The following is a 5,340-nucleotide window of genomic DNA, read 5'->3' as shown; positions in this document are numbered from 1 at the left end:
GCTCGTCAGGCTCATAACCTGAAGGTCGCAGGTTCAAATCCTGCTCCCGCAACCAATCTTCCAGGTCGGAAATCAAACACTTAGCCTCGCATCACTACAATTGATCCCCCGGATCAATTACTTAACGATCTAACAGCAGCTGGATCACACTGTCCTGGTGAGTCTAAGCCCACTCCAAAGTAGATCAAAACCAACACGTCTTGTTTGTGATATAATTCAAGCGTAACGTCGCTCATTGACGTCGAGTTCTTGGGTTTACCCTCGACCCTTATTGTTTTTGGAGATTGACACGCTGCTGCAAACAGGTACTCGGTGCTCAAGCTTTTTTTGAATACAATCTAGGATGGTATGTTACGAGCCACATTGGTGCAAACCGGACGCCGTAACTTATCAAGATCTCGAACTGGGAAAGAAATGCAATCTTCCAAGGACATAGTTGCAAACCTTTGTGATTCACGTGCATCGAACGATGATTCCGGCACTGCTCGGGCCGGAGACTCATTTCGCAGTCTGATCAGAACGCAGCTTTCAGTCCGCAATGCCAAGTCCCAATCGGTTGTAGCATCGATCTACAACGACGTCCTGAAACGTCCGGAAGTTTGGCGGGACCTGCCAAGATTTGAAGAAGCAGGCGAGGAATTTAGGTCGGATACTGCGATTGAACCTGGTTTTTCGCTCGTTACATGTTGCATGAACAGGAATGATCACCTGCTTCGGACCTTACCAACTTGGCTGGTGCATCAGGAGATTGATGAGATTGTCATCGTCGACTGGAGCTCAGAGATTCCGGTCGCGATTTCCCTCGAAGAGGCCGGAATTCAAGATCCGCGTGTCCGCATCCTTCGTGTTGAAGACGAAGGGTCATGGATACTCTCCCACGCCTACAATGTGGGCTTCCGGGCGACGACAAAAGACAAGATCGTCAAAGTCGACAGTGACATTATCCTCAACGACGAATTTTTCAGCCGAAACACCATGGGTGTCGGGAAACTGACCGCTGGAAATTGGCGGCAGGCAGAATCGGGTCAAAGCCACGTAAACGGATTCTTCGTTGTCGGTCGCGAAGACCTGATGGCCGTGAACGGGTTCAACGAACGGATTGTGACTTATGGCTGGGACGACGACGATCTGTACGACCGCCTGACCGAAAAAGGCGTTGAAAGAGTGGATGTCGATCCAGACACTATTCGCCATATCGACCATTCCGACATAAGGCGTATCGGTCGCCCTAAGAGCAAACCAGTCACCGGCTGGGACGAAGTGCAGGCCTTCCCGCAGTTTTGGATCGTGCTGAACCGGCAGACTGCCTTGTCATCGGCGCCCTGGGACAGCAGTAGCCCAATGGCGGGTTTCCGGCTGCTGAGCGACACTGGCGGTGTTGTTCGGGTGCGGCGGACTTACCCGTTTGGCGTAGATACAAACCTGATCGGGACGCGGCTGGAGCGCGCCGAAGCCGCAGTGAGTGCAATACAGGATTTCTTCGATGGCGTTAAAATCACTGCGTCTCGCGAGGCTGTAGACTATGCGCTGATGACCCGTTCCCTGAAAGACGCGATCGCGGCTCTCGGCAGCGGGCCTCTGCAATCCGTTGAAAAAAATGACGAAATTTCCGTTCCGATCGGACACAGCCACCACAAGCCGAAACTTATCGTTGATGCTCAGCATGGTCTGGGTAATCGTTTGCGCGCGATTGCTTCGGGGGCTGCATTTGCACAAGTGCATGATCGAGACCTCGTTGTTCGTTGGGTACCTGACGAGCATTGTGATTGCAGTTTTGCGTCGCTTTTCGAGTTTGATGGCGCACTCGAGGAAACCAGCGACAACAACCCCGAAAACGCGTTGGAAGTCGATCTGATGAGCAAGGCGTTCCGGGAAGCCTTTGATTCAACCTCGCTGATTCATGCCCGGCGCGACATCGTTATCCAGTCCGCCTACAGGTTCACCTTTGGGGCGCCCTATGATGAGCTTGAAAAAGAATTCCTGCGTGGTCTGAAGCCAAGCGCGGATGTGCAGGAGATGATCGATTCAGTTAGAAGCCCGAACGACATCGCGGTTCATGTCCGTATGAATGGCGGTGCTGCTACGGATCCTCATGGGGACGTTCCAGGTGACTGGTCCAAATCCGAGGACGAGATTGCCAGACGGGCCAGAAGCAGATCCCACTATGGTTTTTTCTTCAAGCGCATAGACGAATTGCTGAAGTCTACGCCCGACGCGACGATTTTCCTGGCTTCGGACAATTCGGAATCCTATGGCGCATTTGAAACAAAGTACCAGGAACGCGTGAACAGCCTGCCCCGGGCAGTGTATGACCGCTCGGAAATGCAGCTCAAATATGCGCTTGCCGACGTGATACTGCTGTCCCGCGCGCCGCTCTTGCTTGGCAGTAACTGGAGCTCATTCACCGAAATTGCGCATACGATGTCTCAAAACCAGAAGTTAGAAATGTCGGGGCAGCACTTTTAATATTGTTCCAAACGTGCGGACATACGTCCAAGTCGAAATACATACGTCAGAGTGTAAATCTGTATGAATGACAGTGAAACAAGAAGCTTAGCCGTTGAGAGCGTCATTTCAGCCTGCAAGCAACCAGTAAGTGAAGTTATCGTTCTGGGTGGCCGGAATCATTCTGACTGGTGTGATGCCTACAGGCTGCACGGTGTTGCGCAGGTCTCGCATTCAACGTTTGGCAAACTTGTCCAGAGCCCCACGGCCTCTGACGGTCTGCGCATTGTCCACGTCACAAAGGGGCTGCCCGCAGCCAGTCTGAATGAAGCGGAACGCAGTGTCAGCCTGATTACCGAGATTGCGGATATCGTGGTCTTCACACCGGTTTCCGCGGCAGAACAGGACGTTCAGGATCTGTTGATTGCCTGGCCAAGCTTTTGGGCGATGCTGTTTCTTGCCGAAGGGTTCATGTTGCGCGACGTCGTTCGCCCGGCGATCTGGAACAGTTTCTACAGCGATTGGGAAACCCTGCAGAGCACCATTGTTTTCACCAATACCGAGTTGGGTGACGCCTGGGAGGACATCGGTGACGGCAGTGTCAGTTCGGTCATCGACTACGTGCACCCTTCGACCCATGAGGTGAGTTTGAAGCGGCTTCTGGCGCTGCAAACCAGCGCAACGCTGATGCCCGACTTTTTCGACAGCTCTGCCGACGCCCAGGGCCTTGCACCCAATATCCATATTGCATTGCCCAAGCGCTATTTGAAAAAAGACTATGAAAACAAGCTGTTTCAAGAACAGCGCAAATGGTGGAAGGTTGCCCTGAGCGCGCCCTGGCAGGCGTCCTATTGGCGGGATCTTTGGCGGTTGCAGCGACGCACCAAGCGTCGAATGAAGTCCAGCTAAACCGGAACAGCGTGCCCGGCGGGCTAAACGGACGGCCGTAAAGCCCCCTGGGGTTCACGCCCACTCCTTGGCCCGTTTCCGGGCCAATTTGGATCAGAGCGCGTTTTGCGCTAATATACGCGCATCAATTCAAGATCACGACGAGTTTGGATCTCTGCGCGCCTTTGCGCACGAGCAGATACGCGGGTCGCGGCCCAGGCCGCCCATAGACAACCCGACGATTACCCAATGACTGAATTGATCCTGTGAGACCCCTGCCGCAGGTCCGCCTGAGTACGCACAGGGTACGGAAAGTTTACGTAAAAAACCTACTAAAACATTGATTTAAGGCCAAGTTTCGCCACAGGCAGCCCACAGCTGAGGCATCGCAGCTCTCTAGTCCTGATCCAGACCAAATCTGGAGCTGGAGATACGCCCATGCTGAGCCTGTTCGACTGTATTGCCAAGGCACCGCTGCGTGCCGGAACATCCTCCACCCGTGGTGCCGCCAGGATTTTCACGGCATTTTTGGCAGTTGTCACGTTGGTACCTGCCATAAACGCACCAACGCCCGTTGAGGCACAGCAACTGTTGGTCGTGGGCAGCGACCGCGGTGGATATTTGCATGACCGTCTGGCCGAACTGGAAAACCTTGAGCGCAACGGCATCCAGGTCGAAATACGCGGACGCGTCTGCTATTCAACATGCACGATGTTTCTGGGGCTGCCCGGAACCTGTGTTGAACCCGATACAACCTTTGGATTTCATGGCCCGTCCCGCAGCGGTCGCAGGCTTGCGCCCGAGGATTTCGACTATTTCAGCAAGGTTATGGCCGACTACTACCCGGAACCGTTGAAATCTTGGTTCATGACCACGGCGCGCAATCGCATCAACGGTGTTCACAAGGTCAAAGGCAGTGAACTCATTCGCATGGGCGTGCCAGCCTGCCGAACCGCCTGAGGCCGGGCTTGCCCACAGTTCAGCGCAGAGGTATCACGTTTGGGTCAAAAACCGACGCCGGATAGCCCTTGCCGGCACTTGTCGCGGCCAACCAGTCAGGAGACCAGCGCATCGTGCTGACATCGCTTATCAAACGGTTCGGGCGGCGCGGAACATTCCTGCCGCCGAACCCGGACGGTCCGCTTTGCGTGATCGGCGATGTGCACGGCTGTATCGTTCAACTGGAAAAATTGTTGTCCCAAGTACCACAGGACCATCGGATCATACTGGTGGGTGATTATGTCGACCGCGGCGAGCACAGCGCCGAGGTTTTGCGCCTGATCAGTGCGCGTCCGGACCTGACTTGTCTGATGGGCAACCACGAAGAGATGCTGCTGCGGTTCCTGCAGGATCCCAAAGGACAAGGCCCGCGGTGGCTGCGCTATGGCGGCTTGCAGACCCTGGCCTCTTTTGGTGTGCGCGGGGCCCGATCCGAGATGAGCGGTGACGAACTGACGGATTGCCGTGACCGGATGCAAGAGGCGATGGGCGCCGCGCTGTGCCAGTGGGTTTCCAAGCTTCCGACCTGGGATATGTCGGGCAACGTGCTGGTTGTCCACGCCGGTGCCGATCCGGATACCCCGCCCGAGACGCAATCGGACAAGACCTTGGTCTGGGGCCATCCGTCGTTTCAATCCACGGTCAGGCGCGATGGTGTCTGGGTTGTGCATGGGCACACGATCGTCGGAACTGCCGTTGCGCGGCAGGGGCGCATTTCCATTGACACCGGTGCCTTTGCAACAGGCGTGCTGAGCGCGGTTTGCCTGGATGGAGGCGAGCCCAGATTTCTGACGGCGCGTCCCTGAAGCTCTGACAGAAACAGGCAGCAAGGGTCCTTTTTTTGACTGTGGCCGTGCAAAACCTTGTCACCTCAAATCCCATTTAATAAGACCTAGCTAAGCAAATCAGATTACGAGCCTACCATGTTGATTACGCCCGTCCTCCTTTGCGGTGGTTCTGGAACCCGTTTGTGGCCCTTGTCGCGGAAAAGCTACCCCAAGCAATTTG

Annotated in this window: 5 protein-coding genes; all 5 read left to right on the top strand. The window is 55.0% G+C overall.

Annotated features, from left to right (window positions below):
• The first annotated feature begins 414 nt into the window (after window positions 1-414).
• Window positions 415-2,466, top strand: coding sequence for a galactosyltransferase-related protein (locus GOX63_RS23545; RefSeq protein WP_170547343.1), 2,052 nt, complete (start codon window positions 415-417; stop codon window positions 2,464-2,466).
• Window positions 2,467-2,529: 63 nt separating this feature from the next.
• Window positions 2,530-3,354, top strand: coding sequence for a hypothetical protein (locus GOX63_RS23540; RefSeq protein WP_170329169.1), 825 nt, complete (start codon window positions 2,530-2,532; stop codon window positions 3,352-3,354).
• Between the two features lie 417 nt (window positions 3,355-3,771).
• On the top strand, window positions 3,772-4,293 hold the full coding sequence (locus GOX63_RS23535; protein WP_254436091.1) for a hypothetical protein: 522 nt from the start codon (window positions 3,772-3,774) through the stop codon (window positions 4,291-4,293).
• A gap of 113 nt (window positions 4,294-4,406) precedes the next feature.
• Entirely contained in the window at window positions 4,407-5,138 is a 732-nt protein-coding gene (locus GOX63_RS23530; protein WP_367646773.1) for a metallophosphoesterase family protein, read from the top strand.
• Between the two features lie 117 nt (window positions 5,139-5,255).
• Window positions 5,256-5,340 (top strand): sugar phosphate nucleotidyltransferase (locus tag GOX63_RS23525; protein WP_170329172.1); only part of this gene is annotated, 85 nt, incomplete at its 3' end.

Origin of the sequence: Ruegeria arenilitoris, from assembly GCF_013031355.1 — a bacterium.
Lineage (GTDB): Bacteria > Pseudomonadota > Alphaproteobacteria > Rhodobacterales > Rhodobacteraceae > Ruegeria > Ruegeria arenilitoris_C.
Note: the sequence above shows the minus strand (reverse complement) of the source record. Positions and strands in the feature narration are given on the sequence as shown.